Source organism: Runella rosea, from assembly GCF_003325355.1.
Classification (GTDB): Bacteria; Bacteroidota; Bacteroidia; order Cytophagales; family Spirosomataceae; genus Runella; species Runella rosea.
In genome coordinates, this window is record NZ_CP030853.1 from 14,725 (window position 1) to 34,963 (window position 20,239).

The window sequence follows — 20,239 nt, forward strand, 5'->3', positions numbered from 1 at the left end:
ACGTAATGCTTTTAGATGTGATTAACAATCAGCTCTGTGTTATTAGAACGTCAACGTGATGTTACCGCCCATGTAGCGAACCGATGGTGAAGTAAGCTGCGTATCATCCGCTTTATCAGGATCAGCAAAGCGGAAGGCTTTGGTCCACATCCACACATTTTGACCTGTTAAAGAGATAGAACCTGAACGTGCCCCGAGCAACTTCGCAATATTTGAGGGAAGGTTGTAACCCAACGACACCTCTCTCAGTTTAAAGAAAGTAGCATCGGTGATACCGCGCGTTCCATCTCCATAAGAACGTGCATAATCTTGGTACGATACCTTCGCTTCGTTTGGAGCAAATACGCGCGTATCGTTGGTAATATTACCAAAACTATCAAACGTTACAGCTCCAGACTTTACGATAACTCCCTGGCTTACAAATGATTTATTTTTGTTTACAACCTCGTCATATCTCCATTGATTGTCTGAATCAGGGTGCGAGCCAGTATCCCACATTTTATAAGAGGTATAGTTGTTCAGCACGCCACCAACACGTCCGTCGAAGTTAACCATCAAGCTGAATTGCTTATACTTGATGGTATTGGCAAATCCCCATAAGAATTTAGGGTCTGTGTATCCACGCAAGTAGCTAAAATCACTTAGAAGCGGTAAACCGTTGGCACGGTGGATAAGACTTCCAGACGCTGGGTCGGTCAACCAAACACGGTCGGTATAGGTATCTACACGTCCACCCGCTACCGTCCAAGCATTTTTAGCTGAGTTTGGAGCGATGTCTTTGTAGTAACGGTGGTTATAAGAATAGTTAGCAGTCGCATCCCACTGCCAATCGTTCTTTTTAAGAATCGTAGCATCCAAACTCACTTCAAGACCTCTTCTTACGAGTGTTTCGTCCCAGTTAATCAGCGTATTCACAAACCCAGAAGCGGAAGAAATGAGGGCGTTGGTCTGGCGGTTATAATTGTACTTATTAAAGTAGGCAATGTCCAGTTTCAAACGTTTCTTTAAGAAATATGCCGCCGTACCGATTTCCCAAGTCCGATTGGTTTCGGGAAGGATATTGTCGGCATTACGAATCGTGGTAGGATAACTTCCCGCATTGAGGCCATTCCAAGTACCAATCGCCGTACTGTAGCTCTGATTAGTGGCATAAATACCCAAATCCGACTTGGAAAGGGTCCAAGAACCACGCAACTTCCAGAAGTCAAGCCATGAAGGTAATGAACCTAGCACTTCACTAATGACAAAGCTTCCTCCCAAGGATGGATAGAAATAAGAACGCGAGCTTTGGGGCATCGTGGAGCTCCAGTCGTTACGTCCTGTTGCATCAACGAAAAGCATATTTTTGTAAGATAGAGTCAGTTTTCCGTACACACTATTCACCTGCTTTGCAGTGGCACCTACGCTTACGTTGGGTCTTTCTACGGAGTTGTTGAGTGAATAATAACCTGGAATCAGGATACCGCTTCGGGTAGCACTGTACAAGTTATTGTTTTTCAAAGCATAAATAGCTCCACCCGCCAAAGCATCAATCCCTAAATCACCAATGGTTTTATTGTAAGTAAGCAAGGCGTCCCCGTTGAAGCTCCAGCCAGTTTGTTTGTTGATCGCATAGAGCCCTGGCGTGTCCCATCCACGATTGGAGAGGATGTTTGGTGGGTTGCGCTTGGTTTCATCATTGCTGTACATATCAAACCCAGGGCGAATAATTAAGTTGGCTCCCTCAAAAAGTTTGTAAGTAGCTGTCAAGTTTGCATTCAATCTATTCTCATAAACACCCCACACTTTTTCGTTTGCGATGAGATATGGGTTATCATACCAAGCCTTATAATGCCAGTTTTGCTGTACATCTGGAATCAGCCAATAGTTGTCTTTGTATTCGGCCAAATTGTACTCCGGTCCCATCCACATCAAGATGTTGTACATATAACCTTGGTCGCTGTACCCAGCCCCGGTTATTTGGGGAGCATTGCGTTTGTTATACCCCATTTGGCTGGAGAGTTTAAAACGATCTCCCACTTTCATTTCCCCACCCAACGTGAAGTTGAAGGCATCAGATTTTAGATTTGGGTACTGTCCTTTATTATAAATATGCGTCAATGATGTCCGGAAGCTACCGTTTTCGCCCGTTTGAGCCACGCTGATACTGTTGTTGGTAATCAGCCCTGGCACCAAAAAGTCGCGGAAGTTATCCTTTCCTCTTGAAGTAAGCTCTTGCATTTCCATTTGCTTGGTGATAGGATTCCATTGGTTGGCCTTAATACCAATGTCGAGCTTTTGGCCCCAGATGTAATCCGTAGGGTCATATACTCCCCCGATACCTGCACTATACGACTGCTGTACTTCTGGAAGCATCAGGAAGCCAGCGTTGAACATGTTGTTGGTGTTGACCGTCACAGTCAAGCCTTTGTTGGCCGAACCTTTTTTAGTAGTAACGATGATGGCTCCACTCCCCCCGCGAGAACCGTACAACGCCGAAGCGGTTGGCCCTTTCAAAACGTCAATACTTTCGATGTCGTCTTGGGCGATGTTATTAAGGGAAATATTGTTATAAGGAACCCCGTCAATAACCAACAAAGGAGTCTCTCCACGTAAACTGAGCGTTGGCATTTGGTTGAATTCAGTACTGTTACGTACCCACAAACCAGCCACTCTACCTGTGAGTGAAGTACCTACGCTTACCCCTTTGACGGTCTGCAAAGAAGGCCCCGCAACCTTTTGAACGGCATATCCCAACGATTTTTCTTCCCGCTTTACCCCTAAGGCAGTCACAATCACCTCACTAAGTATTTTGGTATCAGTGGTCAAGCGAATCGAAAAAGAGGTTTTTGTTCCTACTTCTATCTCTTGGGTAGCATAACCGATAAAAGAGAATAAAATAATAGATTTATCGCTTCTTACCGACAGTTTAAATTTACCATCTGAATCGGTGAGAGAACCGTTAGTGGTTCCTTTCTCAATTACGTTGACGCCAGGAAGTGGCGACCCGTTTTCGTCAGTTACGGTTCCAGTAACCTCCTGTGCGTTTACCTGAACCTTCTGAATCGGTGGAGCCGCTGCATTAGCATCCATGATTCCAGCGCAGGTTAACACACCGAAGGAAAGAATTGAACCGGTCAACAGCATGAACCGACTCCTGCTTTTCATCAACGTGTAGGGGAATAGTTGTTTTCGCATTTGTTTAGTGTTAGAATTTAAAAATAGAAAATAGGTAAGGACAAACTTATCCGTGATTAGTCACGGCGTTAGCTTTGCGCAACGGTTAGAGCGAAAGTAGTGCTGGAGCGCTGCAATAAGCAACGGGCCAACTGAGTTGAGGTTTAAAGTTTGGATAAAATGGTGCTGAGATAAAAGGGTTTTTAGCTAATGATAAAGTTTGTATTAAAAAATCATTCATTGAAAGTACCGTCTCTAATTTAAGGCTTTGATACATCTACTACCCTATACTCTCATAGTATTATGATGTACTACTTGGATAAGTACTATTTAATTTACAATTTTTTAAGAGGGGCAAAATTAGTAGCATTTGCGTGATTCCAAAAAACTCGCAGAAGAGATTTTTGTTTTTTGCGTAAAATAAATTTTCAGTCGCAAATTATTAACGTTTTTATAATATGGCTTACCCAAATGTTTAGTAAGAATTAACTTATGGCCAAAACTCTATTCGTTCATAATAAATGTTTTATTGTTCTACCTGTACTGACTGTAAATGTGATTATTATAAATGATATAGAAATAATTATAAAATTAATGTGCAGTGATGAAGTCAAGTAAGTGGAAATTTCTACCAACTCCCTCCTCAAGTGATAAAGGCTAAAGGGCAATATTAATTTTTCTTTATATCATCAATTCTGGCAAATGAGGCCCGTAAACGAGAAAATTCCGTTTTAAAAAAAACAAACTGAGGTACATATACAATCAAGTGAATACCCTTAGAATTTATGTCAATTGTTAAAGCCCTCTTAATCAGCAAATTTCCCTTAATACTATCAGGGATTGCGATGACTTATGTACGTGTAGTTAGCCTAAACTATATCTTGTTGTAAAAACATGGTATAGTTTGTCTATAAATGAGTAACAATTGTCTTCATTTATAGACAAAACACTTATATTTGTCCACAAAAAATACCAAAATCATTTGTATGATTACCGGCGAACAGGTACTAAACTTCCTCAAAAACAAGGAAGGACTAACTTTGGCAAAAGTCGAAAAGGAAGCTGCTATTCCCAAAGGAACTCTTTCCAAATCTTTAAATGGCGAACGCGAACTGAATCAAGATCACCTTACAAAACTATATCCCGTTTTGGTAGGGTATGGTTGGAAAGAATTTTACCGCTCCAAAGCAAAGGTAATAGCTGTTGTAAACCATAAAGGAGGCGTAGGCAAAACTACTACTACGCTCAATTTGGGAAAAGCGTTGGTACTTCACGGCTATAAAGTATTGGTGATAGACATGGATTCGCAGGGAAATCTATCGCAGGCACTCGGAATTGACAGCCCTGATAAGCAGGTAATGCACGCCGTTCTTGACGATGAGCCCCTGCCTGTATACTCCATTGCTCCCAATTTTGATTTATCTCCCAGCGATTTGACCCTTGCTAGTCGAGAAAGTGAAATGATTAGAATGGTGCTTAGTGAATTGCAATTACAGAGAGCAATTGCGCCAAAATTGAGTGAATATGATTATATACTAATTGATTGTCCGCCAGCGCTCAATGTTTTTACCACTAGTGCCCTTATTGCGGCCAATTCCTGCCTGATTACCCTCCAACCCGAAATATCTGCACTCAAGGGGGTAAAAGGTTTATTTGATCATATTTTTCAGGTACAGCGCCGGCTCAACAGCGGGCTTCATATTGAAGGGGTATTATTGACGATGGTCGATAACCGATTAAACATACACCGAGATATTATTGAACAGGTACGTTCACAACTCAATTCTTTTAAAATCTTCAATACTCAAATCAGGATGAATGTTTCTTTAAAAGAGTCACAGATTTCACAAATTGATATTTTTGGATATGATAGTAGTTCTAACGGCGCGAAAGACTATATGAACCTGGCAAAAGAAATTATCGGCTAACCTCTTCTCTATTCGGTCAAATGGCAAAAAAGTATCAATCCTCTCTGGGCGAACAAAAAATATTTCAAAGCTCCACCTTTGTACAGCACGAAGAAATCAAGAAAAACATAACGATTCTTCCTGAACTTGAGTCTCTTATTCCTCCACTTGGCGAAGAAGAAAAAAAACAGTTGGAAATCAATATTTTAAACGAAGGTTGCCGAGAAGCACTCTTGGTTTGGCCCACTTTTGAAAGTGTAATAACCCCAGCATCAGAGTCACTCAAATCAATATACGTCCTGATTGACGGCCATAACCGTTTTAATATCTGCGTAAAACATTCCCTTGATTTTCAAATTCATTTGGTATCCTATAGTACCCTCGAAGATGTCAAAGGGTTTATGATTGATAACCAGCTAGGAAGACGTAATTTAAGCCTCGAACAGGCTTCGTATCTCCGGGGAATGAAATACCTAAATCTACGCAAAAGCAAAGGGAAATACGAACGTTTAAACCATAAGGCTCAAAATGAGCTTTATGATATTATGACCTCTGAGCATAAAGATCAAAATGATCCTTATGCTAGTTCTGAGAAAAAAATGACAACTGCCGAGCAACTCGCGCAAGAGTTTAATGTAGGCCAAGCAACGATAAAAAGAGACGCCGAGTTTGCAGAAGGTCTGGAAAAACTCAGCCCGCAGTTAAAACTTTCTATTTTATCGGGTACCACAAAAATTAGTAAAAACCGGATTCAGCAATTAACCAAAACGGAAAACCTTGAAAAACCGTTGGATTCTTTAGAAGAAATCGAAGCAATGCTGATGCCTTCTAAAGAGCAAAAAATCACACAAACTAGTAGTGCAACTCCAGCTGATGTATTGATTAATGAGATTGGTACACTCGTTCCTAAACTTAAAAATCCCCAAAGGAGAAAAGACGCCTGTGATAAATTGATAAAATTGGTTTCAGATTTACAGGCACTGTCTTAGGATAACTTTTACTAGCGCGCCCTATTTTTGTTTTATTATCCCTCATATATCATTTTATTGATAATGTATCCTCAGTTCGTATATCAATAAATACGAATGCCCAAATGCGCCCTAAAAATGTAATAGTTAATTTGTTATTTCCTAATAATCAATGTGTTATAAAATATTGATTATCATTGATGCACACGTTTTATTCAAGAACTAAAACTCAAAACGGATTATTTGTATAACATTTTTAGGGGTCTTAAATTATATTTTCAACTACATTGAAAATATCCCCAAACAAGCATCCAAGAGAGGTCAAATACAATATAATTGAGATTTTTTATAAAATAACTGTTAATAAAACCGCAAAAACTCAACAGATGAATTCAAATTGATAGAAATGTATCTTAAGTAGGTGACTGTATATAACTTTTTTAGGGGTTATTTATGTGGATAAAAAGGGTATTATAACAAATTTAGGGTTCAGGAGACCTTTATTTTTTAAAAAAAATAAATGCAAATTATTCTATTAAGTATTTGATAATCAAAGATTTATTCTAAAAGAAAAATTTTAAAAAAAAAAGAAATTTTAAAATCATCAACAATAGCCGTGATGATGTTTCTTTTCTTTTTAAAAGCTTTTAAATACTTTCGGGTGCTATAACTAATTGAAAATCAATGTATTGTAAGGTTTATTATTACAAATTTAGGGTTAACTATAACATTTTTAGGGTTAACTATAACAAATTTAGGGTTCAATTATAACATTTTTAGGGTTAAACTATAACAAAATTAGGGTATTTGATAATTTATGCGAATTATGGTGTTATTTTTAAGCTAAAAAAGGAGCTGTATGGCCAAAAAATCTGAACAGTCATCAAAAGGTGAGAAACCTCGTTTAGTAAGATTAATTCGTAAGTCTAACGACTTGGTTGAAGGCAAATATCGGTTTGACATTTGGGAAATGAGGGTATTTACGAAAACCCTTACGATGATTCATAAAGATGATGAAGACTTCAGGCCCTACCGGATTTATCTGAAAGAAATTATCAGTGATTTTGGTTTAGAGCAAAACAAGCAGTCATACAAATTTCTGAAAGAAGGAGCGGAGAAATTGGCGCGCCGAGAAATCAGAGCCGTAGCATCGACTCCTGACGGTGAAATGGAACTATTGACCCACATTGCGGCGGGTGTAAAGAGCTTTACAAACAATAATGCTGGAAAATACATTGAAATCTCATTTCATCCAGAGATGAAACCTCATTTGCTGCAATTACAAACGCAGTTTCTGATGTACGACATCAAAAATATACTTCGCCTGCAAAGTTCGTTTTCAATCAGAATCTATGAATTGCTGAAACAGTACGAACGAATCGGAAAACGGAAATTTACGATTGAAGAATTAAAGGAAATTTTGGACATAGCAGATAAGTATCCACTTTACGCCAATTTCAAGCAAAGGGTAATTATTAAGGCACAGGAGGATCTTTCAGAATTTACGGACATACGGTTTACGTTTGAAGAAGAAAAGAAGGGTAAGGCGGTAAATGCTATTATTTTCTTTATTGAGCGAAATGTTGATTTCGCCGAAGAATTGCCAAGCAATATCATTGTTGATTCGATGATACAACTGCCGGTAGTGCCCAAGGAAGCTCAAGAGGCTCTTGAAATTTTCAGTTTACTGAAAGAGTTTAAAGGAGCAAATATACAAACTGTTAAAGATTGGTTGGTTCAATTTTCGCCCGAACATGTTCGCCAGCGTATTACACTGGTCAAAAATCAAATTGTGTTGGGAGGGAAAATTCGAAACCCAATGGGATATTTACAGAAAATGATGATGCAATCTAATCTGTTTGATTTGGTAGAAGAGACAAAGCAAGAAAAACAGCAGGTAGAAGAGCAACAAAAGCAAACTCGTGATTTGTTAAAGCGCTTGGCCACTGAATTAGAGCAACTACAGGTAAGGCATTATGAAACACAAAACCAAATGGTTGAGAAAATATTGAACGGAGATGACGCACTACGCACTGAAATACATAATTTAGTCAAAAACAGCCGTTTTTATACACCAGGACAGACGATAGCTGAAAATATGAAAAAGGGGATGGTTCAAGGGATAGTTTTCGCTAAAGTGAAACAGGCAAGACAAGTACTTTTTGATGAGATGGATCGGGAGTTTGACGTCTTAGAGAAATCGCTCAAAAGCCAACTTAGGTCCTTAGGATGGGATGGATGATAAATATTAATCCATGAGCTGATATTATTAGTAGTTTTATATCGTTATAATACCGTTTTAATATTAAATATATTTAAAATAAGTAGGCCAACAAAAGAGAAAAACTAAAGTTTAGACCATATGTCATTATTTGAAAATATAAATCAGTACCCTCAACTCGAGATGAATAGATACACTAGATTCCATCAATCTCAAAATATGAATTACTTTTGCAGTTTAGATTGAAAACCGCACCATCAACTTCTTTAACTTTATTGTCCAAAATAAGGCAATTAGTATCTTTTATCGAACGGCGGCTTTTTGACCTAAAACGAATTAATTTATTTATTATCAATCGAATAACCATTCTATGTTCAAACCCAAAAGTATTTTTTCGCAATTAATCGCCTGCGTGCCGGGAGTGATTGTTGCGTCATCTGTTTTTGCCCAAACAGCTATCCCTCTCAATGACCTCAGTGCCTTTACCAACAAAGCCAACAACTGGTCTATTGCTGGTGACGTCACTGTCGATATTTCCAAAGTCAATGCATTAGAATCCAAACCTGGCAAAGGCGTTCTAGTATGTATTCACGAAAAAGGAAAATACGGTCAAGAATATGAGCTTGTGTCAAATTTCCAACACGGAGATTTAGACTTAGAATTGGATTTTATGCTAACTAAAGAATCCAATTCGGGTATTTATCTACAAGGAAACTATGAAGTGCAGCTTTTTGACAGTTGGGGCAAAAAAACGGCTAAATACAACGACAATGGTGGTATTTATGAGCGTTGGAATGACTCTAAACCAGAAGGTGAAAAAGGGTATGAAGGATATGCACCCCGTTTTAACGTAGCAAAAGCGCCGGGTTTATGGCAAAACATCAAAATATCATACCAGGCTCCTCGCTTTGATGCCACAGGTAAGAAAATAGCCAATGCCGTATTTCTTAAAATTGTTTTGAATGGTATAACCATTCACGAAAACGTGGAAGTAAGCGGCCCCACTCGTGGCTCACTGACCAAAGACGATGTAGCATCTGGTCCATTGCGCATTCAAGGTGATCATGGTTCGTTGGCAATTAAAAATATTGTCATTAACAATTTTGACAAAAAGCCAGGAACATTATCCGACCTTACCTATAAAACCTACTACGGCCCCTTTGCAGCCAACGAAGATTTCTCAAAACAAAAAGTGGCTGAAACAGGCAAAAAAGAAGCCTTTTCTTGGGAAATTCTGAAAGACAACAACAACTACGCTTACGTTTATAACGGAAAATACACCGCTGCTACCGAGGGCGAATACACTTTCAAATTGCAGGCGGCAGGAAATGCTTACCTCAAAATTGATGGCAAAGAAGTACTACCAAAAGAATCAAGAAATGCGCTTCGTCAAGGAAAAGTAAACCTCACGGCAGGAGTACATACCATTGAAGTTTTCAACAGCAAAACCGAGGGTTATATGCGGCCAGGTTTAGCGGTAGCAGTATCTGGTCCTGGTTTTCGAGAAATGTCTTTAAACACTGCCAGTTCGGTAACAACAGGTGGCGGGGTAGACCCAATTCTTGTGACTGCTCCTACCAATACTGTTATGCGCAGCTTCATGGACTTCAAAAAGACCCCCGAAGCTAAAAACATCCGTATTGTTCATGCGGTTTCGGTGGGAAGTCCTGCCAATCTGCACTATACTTACGACCTCGACAAAGGTGCTTTATTGCAGGTTTGGCGTGGTGAATTTCTTGATGCTACCCCAATGTGGCACAGCCGTGGTGATGGTTCTTCACGCCCACGCGGTAGTGTGACGCTTTTGAACAATGAAATGTTTCTGGGAAAAGTAAACGGTCAGTCAGCATGGCAGGCAGACACTACTGGCAGCGGTTATCTTCCTAAGGGATATGCGCTAGATGAGACTGACGCTCCGACATTCAATTATATAGCATTTGGTTCGCCCGTCAGCGACCGCCTTTCGGTGGTAGACAACAAACATTTTGAACGCGAAGTGAAATTGGCAAAACCAGTCGAAAACCTGGTGGCAAGAGTTGCCGAAGGAACCAACATTGAAATGGTTTCTGAAGGCCTGTACTCGGTTAATAACAAGTCCTATTTTATCCAAATAGCCGACAAATCGGTGGTGCCGCAAATCAGAAATGTGAATGGCGGTCAGGAGCTGATTGTTCCTGTGACTAACGGATCGGTTAAATATGCCCTCCTGTTCTAAAAATAGTCCGCAACATCATTACTTTTTAACTAATAGATTATCGGGTAATCTCTCGCCCGACAACTCAAAATAATGACAATGAAAAAAATTGCTCAAATAGCCTTACTACTTTTGGCAACGCTGCCACTGGTAAAAGCGCAGGAATCTCCGAAAGAAGAAGATTTTTATAAAATCATTACCCCGCCCATCCCCGAGGGAATTATACTGGAAGTCGGTGGCTTGATTACTTTGCCCAACGGCTCATTGGGAATCTCAACCCGCCGTGGGGAAGTATGGATTGTAGATAACCCTACCAGTCGTACACCTTATTTTAGAAAATTCGCATCGGGCTTGCACGAGATTCTGGGCCTTGCTTACAAAGATGGTTTTTTGTATTGTGCTCAGCGCGGAGAATTGACCAAACTTATTGACAAAAACGGCGACGGTAAAGCTGATATTTACGAAACCGTACACGCTTGGGCCTTATCGGGGCACTACCACGAATACTCATTCGGGCCAAAAGTAGCCCCAGACGGAAGCTTTTTTGTAAGCGGCAACGTAGCATTTGGCGACGAAGAATGGTGGAGAGGCGAAAGCCGCGTACCAGGCCGTGGTTGGATTTTTCGTATTACACCAGACGGTAAATACGAACCGTACGCCACAGGAGTCCGCTCACCAGCTGGTATCAGTATGATAAAAGGCGAACTTTGGTACACCGACAATCAGGGAGATTGGATGGGTACTGGCGGTATTTTTCCCGTAAAAAAAGGAGGGTTTATGGGTCACCCTGCGGGATTGAAATGGGCTGAATCTCCAAATTCTCCCGTAAAATTAACCGAAAAACAATTCTTTGGCGAACGGGATAACCGCCAAGAAAGAGATGCCAACAACCGTGCAATAAAACCCGAAAACACCCGTAACGAAACACCCCAGTTTTTGTATCAGTTGAAAGAAAAATATGACATGGTGCAGCTTCCTGCCGTTTGGTTGCCTTACGGTGTGCACGGCGTTTCAACCGCCGAGCTTATCATGGACGAAACCAACGGCGAGTTTGGGCCCTTCACAGGTCAGGTTTTTGTAGGCGACCAAGGACAAAGTAACATTATGCGGGTAGTTCTCGAAAAAGTAAAAGGGGAATACCAAGGTGCTTCTATCGGTTTCCGTAGTGGGTTTCAGTCGGGCGTTTTGCGTATGGCTTTTGCAAAAGACGGCTCAATGTTTGTGGGTGAAACCAACCGTGGTTGGGGGTCGGCAGGTGATGCCAATCAGGGATTACAGCGTTTGGTTTGGAATGGCAAAATGCCTTTTGAAATGTACACGGTAAAGGCAATGCCCGATGGTTTTGAAATCGAATTTACGTTGCCAGTTGATCGTAAATCAGCCGAAGACCTTGATTCGTATAAAGTGAGCAGCTATCTCTACAAACACTATCCAGTTTACGGCAGCCCTCAGATTGACACAAAAGATGTGACGGTTAAAGGAGTAAAATTGTCGGAAGATGGTAAAAAAGTGAGAATTGTTCTGGACGGTATGCGTCAGTATTTTGTTCATAAAATTCAGCTTGAAGGAGTACGTGCAGCGGGCAATTATTGGTCACTGGTCCATCCAGATGCTTATTATACATTGAATAATATCCCTGACGGTGAGAAATTGAAAGTTTCAGAATTGAAAACGACTAGATCAGGCAACGTAAAAGCAACCGTTACGGCGCCCGTAAAAGAACACGTTTCTCCCGACGGGAAAGGTAAGGAACCCGCACCTACTTCAACCAAAACGGCCACTGCAAAAAAAGCCCCAACTTGGGAAGAAGTAAAACCGCTTTTGGCAAAGAACACTTGTCTTGCCTGTCACGCAACTGACAAAAAAGTAGTAGGTCCGTCGTATATTGATGTGGCAAAGCGTAAATACAGCGATGCAAAAATCGTAGAATTGATTTATGCCCCGAAACCTGAAAACTGGCCAGACTATGCCACACCAATGCCTGCCATGCCGCAAGTTTCAAAAGGAGATGCTTTGAAAATTGCCGCTTGGATTAATTCTTTGTCAAAAAAATAATTTCGATTTTGGTATTTGCAGAACTAGCTATCAAAGTTTTTGCATTTGCCTAATACTAATTTAATTGACCGTTTCTGTATAATTTAAGTAAAGACCAGTGAATCCAAAGTCACTGGTCTTTCTGTATTCAAAAATTGATAATTATACTTGGGACAAATTCTCAAAATCTTACCCATTTAAGCCATGACGATTCAACCCCTCATTGACCATTTTGAGACTTGTCTTCCTTTGAAAGAGAGCGATAAAAATTTATTGGAAAGCCGAGTCAATCATCGCTCAATCAAGCGACGGCAGTTTATTTTGCAAGAGGGATTCCCCTGTAAACACTATACGTTTGTAATAAATGGTTGTTTCAGAATGTTTGGCGTAGATGCCAAAGGAACCGAACATAACATTCAATTTGCGATTGAAAATGATTGGATTGCCGATATTGGCAGTTTTCATTCAGGAAAGCCGAGCAAGTTATTCATCGAAGCCATCGAGCCCTCTGTCATCCTACAAATCGAACAGCAAGATTTGTATTTTCTCTACACCAATCTACCTAAACTCAATCGAATCTTTAAAGTCATCATTGAAAACAAGTATGTAGAATTGCAAAATCGGGTATTGCAAAATATCAGCTCTACGGCTTTGGAGCGGTATTTGACTTTTCAGGAACAATACCCCACACTAGCTTTACGGCTGCCCAATACCCAAATTGCTTCTTACTTGGGCATTACTCCTGAATTTTTAAGCAAAATTCGGAAAGATATCGCTTCTGAAAGCGCTAACCTTAAACTATCTTAAGGATATTTCTTAAGATAGTTTATTGGCAGCTTCCAACAATTGGTCGGACCTTTGCATGGGCAATTAAACAAAACAAGCTAATGGTATTTTAGTAGTTTGGTACACTGGGCAAAACCGTCACCTTGGCTGAAGCCAAAAAAAAGTTTAACAAATACACCCTTATTTCACCTTTAAAAACAATCAATTATGAAAATCACGAAAATTGTTAGCACCCTTTGTTTCGTTTTTGGAATCTCGTTTTTGGCCAATGCCCAAACCTCCGTGAATGAATTGGTGAAAGAGTGGGAACGTGCCAAAGCCTACACCAAAGAATACCTTGATGCCATGCCTGAATCAGGCTATGCCTTGAAGCCCACGCCTGATATTCGTTCGTTTGCTGAGCAAATGCTGCATTTGAGTGACGCCAATTATGGATTTGTCTCGGCAGCAACGGGTGAAAAAAGCCCTTATGGCCCTGGAGAATTAGAAAAAAGCACCGATAAATCGAAAGCCAACGTGACAAAAATCGTCTTGGAGGGCTATGATTTCGTTATCAATGGCCTCAAAAAAATGACTCCCGCGCAATTGAACGAAAGTATCAAGTTGTTTGGAAGATTTGACATGACCAAAGGAATGGCGGTTGCGAAGTGTTTTGAACATCAAACCCACCACCGTGGACAATGTACTATTTATTTGCGCTTGGCTGGCGTAAAACCACCAAATGAGAAATTGTTTTAATCCTATTTGAGATGAATTCAAAACTAATTTCTGCAATATATCTTGTATTTTGTTGCTCGTATGTTTACGGGCAACAAAATTTAAGAAGGGCCTTTCAACCGCCATCCATAGTCAATAAAATACCTTATGGGGCTAATGCCAAAGCGGGGCATTATGCAAAGACAAAGGATGCCAACATTTATTATGAAGTATATGGCAAAGGTCAGCCAATTGTCCTTCTACACGGTGGAATATTGGGTTCTACCATCGAAATGGCCGAATTTATTGACAGTCTCTCTAAAAACTTTCAGGTTATTGCAGTTTCTACACGGGGACACGGAAAATCAGAAATAGGTAGTTTACCAATAACTTACGAACAAAAAGCCGATGATGTATTGTCGGTAATCAATGTCATCACCAAAGAAAAAGTCGTTATCTTAGGGTTTAGCGATGGGGCTTATACCAGCTATAAAATAGCAAGTATGTATCCCGAAAGAATAAAGAAAGTGATAGCGATTGGGGCAGGCGAACAAATTCCAGGGTTAAGAAAAGTGGTGTTTAATCCGAAAGAATTATTGAATACAGATAAGGCATATTGGACTCAACAAAAAGCCATAATGCCTGAACCTGAAAAATTAGAAGATTTTTGGGCAAAAATGGAAGTTTTCTACAATACCATGACCGCCAGCAAAGAATTATTTGGTTCAATAAAATGTCCTGTACTTATTATGGCTGGTGAATTAGACCGAAATGCACCGCTTTCAACTGTAATCAACGCTTATAATATGCTACCCAACAGCCAGTTATGTATTATACCCAATACTGGCCACGTTGTGTTTCTTGAGAATTTTGCAGCGGTTTGGGAAAGTATTGTACCTTTTTTAAAATACTGAGATAATTGGTTTTAAGGACCACAAAATGTACGATTACTACAAAATAAACTAAAATGTGATGAAAGGCCTCATTGGTATATTCACTAGCGGCTTATTGCTTCTCTCCATCAATTTATTGGCCCAACAAAGTATCAAGTTAACCCCCACTAACCTTGTAGCCAATCAAGTGTATATGGCTCTCGAAAAGCTGGAAGGCAAAGCGGTATTAAAAATCATCAAAGATTCTACCCTAAAAGCAGTTGATGAAGCTACGTTTGTAAAAATCAAAGACATTGATTTTCAAGATGGAACGATTGAAGTAAAGGTACTCAGTCGTTTGTTGAAAACGGCTCGCCCTTCCGACCGTGGGTTTATAGGCATTGCCTTCAGAATCAATAAACAAAATTCTGCTTTTGAATGCATCTATATTCGTCCTACCAATGGCCGGTCCGACGACCAAGTACGCCGCAATCACTCCATTCAATACTTTGCTTTTCCTGATTTCAAATTTGACCGCCTACGAAAAGAATCGCCCGAAAAATACGAATCGTATGCCGATATGGGCCTTAATGAGTGGATAAAAATGAAAATTGTAGTGAAAGGCAAACAAGCCAAATTGTTTTTGAATGACAACAATGAGCCTTCTTTGATAGTGAATGACTTAAAATTGGGAGAAAACACCACAGGAGCATTAGGCTTATTTGTGGACGTGGGCACCGAAGGTTATTTCGCAGATTTGAAGGTTACAAAACAATAGGTCTTACTGGTTTTAGCATATAAAATTTGGGGAAATCTTCGCTTTTTTCACAATCCATTTTAGTCTGGTCTGCTAATACCCAAATTTTCTTTGGTGTGTAAACTAGGGGTGTCAAACAATACTTTACAAAAATCAAACACTCCTAAATTTTAGTGGACTGAGCTGTGTGTGTTTTTTAAAGAAGTTATTAAAGTGCGTTAATTCCTTAAATCCCAATCCATAGGCGATTTCACTAACATTCCAACGGCTATGCTTCAAAAGGATTTTTGCCTCCTGTAAAACCCGCTCGGCGATGAGTTGAGAGGTGGTTTTTTGTGTGATTTCTTTTACAGCACGATTGAGGTGATTGACATGCACATTTAATTGATTAGCAAAATCAGAAGCAGTACGAAATTGGATGCCCTGATGAACATCATCAATGGGAAATTGTCGCTCTAACAGCTCTAAAAACAAAGCCGAGATTCGCTGCGATGCATTGCCAGATTGTTTATCAAATAGAGAAGACGGCTGTATTTTCATCGCAAAGTGCAACAACTCAAACACAAGATTTCTCAAGACATCGTACTTGTAAATATATTCAGAATTGATTTCTTCAAACATACGCTCGTAGATGATTTTCAGCTTATTGACTTGTTCATCAGTCAATTCAAATACGTGGGTACCGTTGGGTTGAAATACTTCATATTGGTTCAGGTTTCCGAATTGATGAAAAAAATGATGATTAAAAATGCAGAAAAAACCTTCCCGAACATCATCCACGTGCTCCCATTTGTAAGGGATATGAGGATTGGAAAAAGACACTGCTTGTTTTTGAACTTCAATTACTTTATTAGCATAATGCACTTTGCTATGACCAATAACCAACATGATTTTATAATAATCACGGCGTTTATAGGGAATAGGCTTACCAACCAGCGGTTTCAATTCAAACACATTGAAATGCCCAATATCGTTGCGAATCCCATCGGGCATCCACTCAAATTTTCTTTTATAAAGTTCTTCTAAAGTTTCAGGCTTGTCCATAAGTCCTTATTGTAATATACCTATCATAACAAAACGGAACAAAAATAAATGACAATAAGCTGAAGACGTAACCTATTTCACACAAAAAACTACGAATATCAAACAAGTAGCTCATTTGGTGAGACATTTTACTTATCAAATCAAACATCCAGCTCTTTGTGCATTCATCACAGAGGAAAATGCTAAAAAGTTAGGGCTTTTGTGACTTTGGAAGCAAAAGAATCCTTAATTTACCATACGATACTCAAGGGGCGTCATCCCGACTTTTTGTTTAAAGAGTCGGGTAAAATGTTGGGGATATTTAAAACCAAGCTCGTACGCTACTTCACTTATTGACTTGGTCGTATCCAAGACCATTTCTTTTGCCGCATCCAATAATTTCAAATGAATAAACTCTAGGGCTGACTTGCCCGTTTCCCTTTTTATTAAATCGCCGAAGTAGTTGGGTGAAAGGTGCAATTGTTCGGCAAAGTAAGAAACGGCGGGCAGACCCTCCATTTTAAGTTTTTTCCCAAAAATATATTCGTTTAACAATCCCTCAAACTGTTCTATCATTCCGTGATGGGCATTTTCACGGGTAATAAACTGGCGGTCATAGAAACGAGAACAATACTTCAAAAGCAATTCAAGGTTTGCTACAATCAGCTTTTTACTGTGTCGGTCAATATTTTGACTAATTTCAGAGCCTACATTTCCAAAACAAGTACTCACAATTTCTTTCTCTTTCTCAGAAAGATGCAATGCCTCGTTGGATTGATAGCTAAAAAACGAATATTCATGAATCTGCTTTCCCAAACTCGTGCCTTTAATGAGGTCAGGATGAAATATAAGGGCTGTGCCATAGGGTTGATGTAGCTCCCCCTCGGGTTCATTCGTAATTATCTGCCCAGGCCCAAAAAACACCATGGTACCTTCGGCATAGTCATAATATTTATTGCCGTAACGCAAATCTCCACACCGAGTTTCTTTAATGACAATAGCATAAAAACCCAGCGTAAACTTGTTTCTTTTCAGTGGGTTCGACTTGTTCAAATCAACCAAACTGATAAGCGGGTGCAACGTTTTGTGGTTAAATGTCTCGTTGTACTTTTTAATGGTATCGTATATTTCCATCTGCTCTGTTTTAGGTCAAATTTACAAACCAAAACCATGAACCGTAGCGGCAACTGTAAAAGTGGTAAGTAAAACCGTAAAATGTATAAAGGCAATTATATAGGTGCAAATTACTTTTGCAGTGGATTGAATTTTGCAAAACAACCACCTATCAATGAAGCACTTAAGTACTATTATTTTATTATTACTGCTTTTTGTTTTAATACTGCAAAGGGGCTTTGGGCAGTCTGTCGATAGTACCCAAACCGTTTCAAGTTTTTCGGGTTCAGTAGGCCTCACCAACAACGGGTTCTCTATCGTTCCAACATTCTCATTAAATAGCCCTGCCGCCATCATGAATTTTTATTGGCGAAAAAAACGGTTCAGTTTTGACCCCGATATACGCCTCGTTCCAGATGCGAGCAAAGGCGGATTGATTTTCTGGTTTAGGTATCGATTGATTGAACAAAAGAAATTCAGTTTGAGAGTTGGCGGTCATCCTGCCTTTACGCTCATTCGTCGCAACGTAACCGACAACGGAAAAACGACAGAAATAACCGAACTGTTGAGGTTTTTGGCATTTGAGGTTGTGCCTAACTATCAAATTACCACCAATTGGAACGTGAGTGCGACCTACCTCCAAGGAAATGCATTGCAAAAAAATGGCCCTCAACTTACCCGGGTTTTATTCTTGGCCACTAGTATCTCGAATATAAAACTGAGTGAATATAGTAGATTTCAGTTTATTCCAATGGTCTTTTTCTTACACACTGACGGCTACCGAGGCGATTATTTCTCCGCTACGGGTATTTTATCCCATAAAAAATTGCCGTTTTCGCTGCACTCCACCATTAATCAAACTTTCCAATCAAATGTACCTAATAATCAGGATTTCATGTGGAATATAATGGTCGCCTATAACTTTTCCAGAAACTTTAAAAACGTACAATAACAAGCTCAAATGAAAAATATTCGCACTATTAACCAACTAAATCAATATGAAACAATTATGGCTGACCCTCTCTTTCACACTGTCAATGATTGCTTGTTTAGCTTCTTGCAACAATGAAAGTTTATTATTAAAAAATCAAGAAGAAATGACTGATAATCAAAATAATAATTCAGCAAATAGCAATAAGGTAAGGGTTAAAATTGGAACAAGTACCTTCACAATAACCCTTTTAGATAACCCCACCTCAAAAGCTTTTAAGGCGATGTTGCCACTGACTATTGACATGAAAGAGCTCAATAATAACGAGAAGTTTTTCGATTTTCCTAAAACTCTTCCCACAAATTCATCAGTACCATCTTCTATTCAATCTGGTGATTTGATGTTGTATAGCTCAAGCACGTTGGTGCTTTTTTATAAGTCATTTTCAACGTCTTATAGCTATACCAAGATTGGAAAAATAGATGATATAACAGGGCTTGTGGCGGCACTCGGCACTGGTAATGTAAAGGTTACATTTGAATTGGAAGAGGAATAATCACGAGTTAAAACAATCAATGAAATGAGTACAAATAGCATAAATGCTTATGCTGCAGAAGCACAGGAATAGAAGAGTAAAATATCCAGAACAGGTTAGAAGTACCGAAATAAACTAAGGTTTAAATCGGCACTTTTACTGGAAAATTCTTTTACGAATCTCCGTATGCTAGGGAAGTTGATAATTCTCGGTGAGCATTAATCTGCTGCTGAAGCACCGCCACTACCTGCTCTACCCCGCCAATCGCATCGGCTCCAGCAACGAAGCGATGAGGGGGCTTTTCCTGCTCTGAAATCGTAATCAATGCTTGAGCTAGCTTAGCTGGATCACCTGACTGCTGACCATTATATCCTTTCCAAAATTGCATTAGCTGCGCTCGGCGCTCGGCGTAATCCTCAATGGACTGCTCGGCATAATGGGTCGACTCCTCTGTAAGAAGCTCAGTGCGGAAAAAGCCCGGATTCACTACAATGGTATCTATGCCAAACGGTTCTACTTCTGCCTGCAAGGATTGCATCCAGCCCTCCAGGCCAAATTTTGAGGCGGCATAGGCACTGCCAAACTCGAAGCCTGAAAGACCCGCACTTGACGAAATTGAGATAATTTGTCCTGAACGCTGTCTGCGCATGACTGGCAAAACGGCACGGGTAACATTCATAGGCCCCAATAGGCTCGTTGCTAACTGCTGCTCGATCTGCTCGGGTGTCAGTTCCTCAAAATACCCAGCATAAAAGCTAGCGGCATTATTGACTAGTACATTAATAGCGCCAAATCGCTCAACGCCAGCTTTTACGGCGGCGGCAGCATCGGCAGAGCTGGTAATGTCTAGCTTTACCACCAATAGATTCTCGAATTCTCCCAGAGCATTCGCTACTTTATCCGTATTGCGACCAGTAGCGACAACCTGATGACCTGCGGCCAGAGCTGCCTTAGCAATATCGACTCCCATCCCACGGCCTGCACCAGTGATGAGCCACACCTTTTTGCTTTTCATACAATCTGTTTTTCGTTGTTTTAGTCCCTAC

The 20,239-nt window shown here is 39.9% G+C and carries 15 protein-coding genes; 11 read left to right on the forward strand and 4 right to left on the reverse strand.

Annotated elements, in window-relative coordinates:
• Positions 1 to 42: 42 nt before the first annotated feature.
• A complete protein-coding gene (locus tag DR864_RS29050; protein WP_114070655.1) occupies positions 43 to 3,177 on the reverse strand; it encodes a SusC/RagA family TonB-linked outer membrane protein in 3,135 nt (1,044 codons plus the stop codon).
• Positions 3,178 to 4,142: 965 nt separating this feature from the next.
• Here DR864_RS29050 and DR864_RS29055 point away from each other — a divergent pair.
• The 9 genes from DR864_RS29055 to DR864_RS29095 all read left to right on the forward strand — a co-directional run bounded on the left by DR864_RS29055 (position 4,143) and on the right by DR864_RS29095 (position 15,612).
• The gene (locus tag DR864_RS29055; RefSeq protein WP_114070656.1) at positions 4,143 to 5,084 is read left to right on the forward strand and encodes a ParA family protein; all 942 of its coding nucleotides are present in this window, start codon (positions 4,143 to 4,145) and stop codon (positions 5,082 to 5,084) included.
• A gap of 20 nt (positions 5,085 to 5,104) precedes the next feature.
• Complete coding sequence (locus tag DR864_RS29060; RefSeq protein WP_114070657.1) at positions 5,105 to 6,052, forward strand: hypothetical protein; 948 nt, start codon at positions 5,105 to 5,107, stop codon at positions 6,050 to 6,052.
• Positions 6,053 to 6,890: 838 nt separating this feature from the next.
• Positions 6,891 to 8,273, forward strand: coding sequence for a replication initiation protein (locus DR864_RS29065; RefSeq protein WP_114070658.1), 1,383 nt, complete (start codon positions 6,891 to 6,893; stop codon positions 8,271 to 8,273).
• A 349-nt stretch (positions 8,274 to 8,622) separates the two neighbouring features.
• A complete protein-coding gene (locus DR864_RS29070) occupies positions 8,623 to 10,467 on the forward strand; it encodes a 3-keto-alpha-glucoside-1,2-lyase-like domain-containing protein (protein WP_114070659.1) in 1,845 nt (614 codons plus the stop codon).
• A 78-nt stretch (positions 10,468 to 10,545) separates the two neighbouring features.
• Positions 10,546 to 12,501: a c-type cytochrome gene (locus DR864_RS29075; RefSeq protein WP_114070668.1), complete on the forward strand. Its 1,956-nt coding sequence runs from the start codon at positions 10,546 to 10,548 to the stop codon at positions 12,499 to 12,501.
• A 183-nt stretch (positions 12,502 to 12,684) separates the two neighbouring features.
• On the forward strand, positions 12,685 to 13,287 hold the full coding sequence (locus tag DR864_RS29080) for a Crp/Fnr family transcriptional regulator (protein ID WP_114070660.1): 603 nt from the start codon (positions 12,685 to 12,687) through the stop codon (positions 13,285 to 13,287).
• A gap of 186 nt (positions 13,288 to 13,473) precedes the next feature.
• Positions 13,474 to 14,004 carry a DinB family protein gene (locus DR864_RS29085; RefSeq protein WP_114070661.1) on the forward strand — a complete coding sequence of 177 codons (531 nt, stop codon included), beginning with the start codon at positions 13,474 to 13,476 and terminating at the stop codon, positions 14,002 to 14,004.
• 11 nt (positions 14,005 to 14,015) lie between these two features.
• Complete coding sequence (locus tag DR864_RS29090) at positions 14,016 to 14,876, forward strand: alpha/beta fold hydrolase (protein WP_114070662.1); 861 nt, start codon at positions 14,016 to 14,018, stop codon at positions 14,874 to 14,876.
• A gap of 58 nt (positions 14,877 to 14,934) precedes the next feature.
• Entirely contained in the window at positions 14,935 to 15,612 is a 678-nt protein-coding gene (locus tag DR864_RS29095) for a 3-keto-alpha-glucoside-1,2-lyase-like domain-containing protein (protein WP_205319310.1), read from the forward strand.
• A 132-nt stretch (positions 15,613 to 15,744) separates the two neighbouring features.
• Here the strand turns inward: DR864_RS29095 and DR864_RS29100 are convergent, their stop codons facing one another.
• Together DR864_RS29100 and DR864_RS29105 are read right to left on the reverse strand one after the other, a co-directional pair.
• Positions 15,745 to 16,635, reverse strand: coding sequence for a helix-turn-helix domain-containing protein (locus DR864_RS29100; protein WP_114070663.1), 891 nt, complete (start codon positions 16,633 to 16,635; stop codon positions 15,745 to 15,747).
• Positions 16,636 to 16,860: 225 nt separating this feature from the next.
• Positions 16,861 to 17,748, reverse strand: a complete 888-nt coding sequence (locus DR864_RS29105; protein ID WP_114070664.1) for a helix-turn-helix domain-containing protein — start codon at positions 17,746 to 17,748, stop codon at positions 16,861 to 16,863.
• A gap of 154 nt (positions 17,749 to 17,902) precedes the next feature.
• On the opposite strand from DR864_RS29105, the gene DR864_RS29110 reads away from it, so the two are divergent.
• On the forward strand, positions 17,903 to 18,679 hold the full coding sequence (locus tag DR864_RS29110) for a hypothetical protein (RefSeq protein WP_114070665.1): 777 nt from the start codon (positions 17,903 to 17,905) through the stop codon (positions 18,677 to 18,679).
• 46 nt (positions 18,680 to 18,725) lie between these two features.
• Positions 18,726 to 19,214 carry a cyclophilin-like fold protein gene (locus DR864_RS29115; RefSeq protein WP_114070666.1) on the forward strand — a complete coding sequence of 163 codons (489 nt, stop codon included), beginning with the start codon at positions 18,726 to 18,728 and terminating at the stop codon, positions 19,212 to 19,214.
• Between the two features lie 151 nt (positions 19,215 to 19,365).
• Here the strand turns inward: DR864_RS29115 and DR864_RS29120 are convergent, their stop codons facing one another.
• A complete protein-coding gene (locus DR864_RS29120; RefSeq protein ID WP_114070667.1) occupies positions 19,366 to 20,208 on the reverse strand; it encodes an SDR family NAD(P)-dependent oxidoreductase in 843 nt (280 codons plus the stop codon).
• Positions 20,209 to 20,239: the final 31 nt, after the last annotated feature.